At 40.9% G+C, this 1,516-nt stretch carries 2 protein-coding genes; one reads left to right on the top strand and one right to left on the bottom strand.

All coding sequences use genetic code 11. The features are described 5' to 3' along the window. The coding region (locus ACTHUT_RS20355; protein WP_440419616.1) for a transposase at positions 1-275 on the top strand (275 nt) is incomplete at its 5' end. 404 nt (positions 276-679) lie between these two features. Here the strand turns inward: ACTHUT_RS20355 and ACTHUT_RS20350 are convergent. Further along, positions 680-1,294 (bottom strand): acyltransferase, encoded by a 615-nt coding sequence (locus ACTHUT_RS20350; RefSeq protein ID WP_440419614.1) that lies wholly within the window; start codon positions 1,292-1,294, stop codon positions 680-682. Positions 1,295-1,516 lie beyond the last annotated feature (222 nt).

Genomic DNA, 1,516 nt, shown 5'->3' with positions numbered 1-1,516 from the left:
GGCAACATCTGGAAGAGCATCAGTTGTTAGACGGCATTATGCGCAAAGCCCACCGCAACCGTCCGCTGACGGAAGCGCAAACCAAACGTAACCGATATTTGTCGAAAACCCGTTATGTGGTCGAACAAAGCTTCGGTACGCTGCACCGTAAATTCCGCTATGCCCGGGCAGCCTATTTCGGGCTGATTAAAGTGAGTGCGCAAAGCCATCTGAAGGCAATGTGTTTGAACCTGTTGAAAGCCGCCAACAGGCTAAGTGTGCCTGTTGCTGCCTAAAAGGCGGTCCGGATGCCTGATTAATCAGGTATCCAAGGGGGATTAAGGGGGTATTTGAATAGAATCAGTGGATATTTGAAACAAAAGCAGCCGAAAACCTTTGTTTAGGTTTCGGCTGTTGGGGGAAAGACTTTTTTGCAAAGGTCTCAGGCCGTCTGAAAGTGTTCAAGACGGCCTATCTATATTTTAAAGTATAAATTATGAATTGTTTCAGTTGGAAATTGATGGGTTGCTTACACTCTTATGCAAAACGGCTTTTATCTTCTGCCTGAAAGGATTGTTTTAGGATTTCGGATTATCAAGAACTATGTTGTCGTGCCATTCGTCATTTTTAACAATACCTAAAATCCTAAAATTGATCTTCAGGCAGAAAAGGAAAAGTGTAAAAAAAACGCTAGGATTTCTTATATATCCGGATAAGCAATTTCATCTTCTGCGTATGGATTATTGAGCAAAAGAGGGCGTTTCCAGAAAATATTTTCACGCACCACTTTTGCAGGCACGCCAGCCAGTACACAGTTTTCAGGAAACTGTTTCTTGGCTAGAGAAAATGCCCCCAACACACAACCGTTACCAATATGTGCACCACCTAACACGGTTGCGCCATAGGCTAGCCACACATGGTCACCGATAAAAATATCTTTGGAACGGTTGAGTCGTTTGCCGGTGTCTAAATCATAGATACCATGCGAATCATCGGTACGGATTTGGTTGTTGGTAGCCAGTATACAATCATTGCCGATATGGATATTGGTTTTTTCGGCACAAGTTACATAAACGGGATTGGTGCTAGTTACGCCATTACCAATTTTAATGTTGCAATCATGGCCAACACGAAATGTGCCGAAAATACCGGCTTTTTCTCCAATGCTGAAGGTTCCGTTATTGCCTTTAAATTCAATAAAAGTATTTTTTAAGGCTGAGTTGTTGTGTAGCACAACACGATTATTTTTACCGAAAAATTGGACTTGTACATTATGCAGGCTTATTTTTCTCAACCTGTGGTGTAAACAACGCAACGTGTTCCTACACTTAAAGCTTTGTTTCTTAAATCCGCAGAGTATGCCATGGTTAGACCTTCAAAGTTGAGTATTGTACTATTTTATTTTTAATTTACTATAATCACTTTTTCAGACGACCTTCCCTACACCATATCTCGAAAATTATTACCTTGAGCAAACTAGATATACTACTCAAATAAAACCTTTTAGCACAAATATCTCGTCAGATAGGAATAGACA

Source organism: Neisseria sp. P0022.S010 (genome assembly GCF_051956635.1).
The sequence above is the reverse complement of the archived record's forward strand: the minus strand, read 5'-3'. Positions and strand labels throughout refer to the sequence as shown.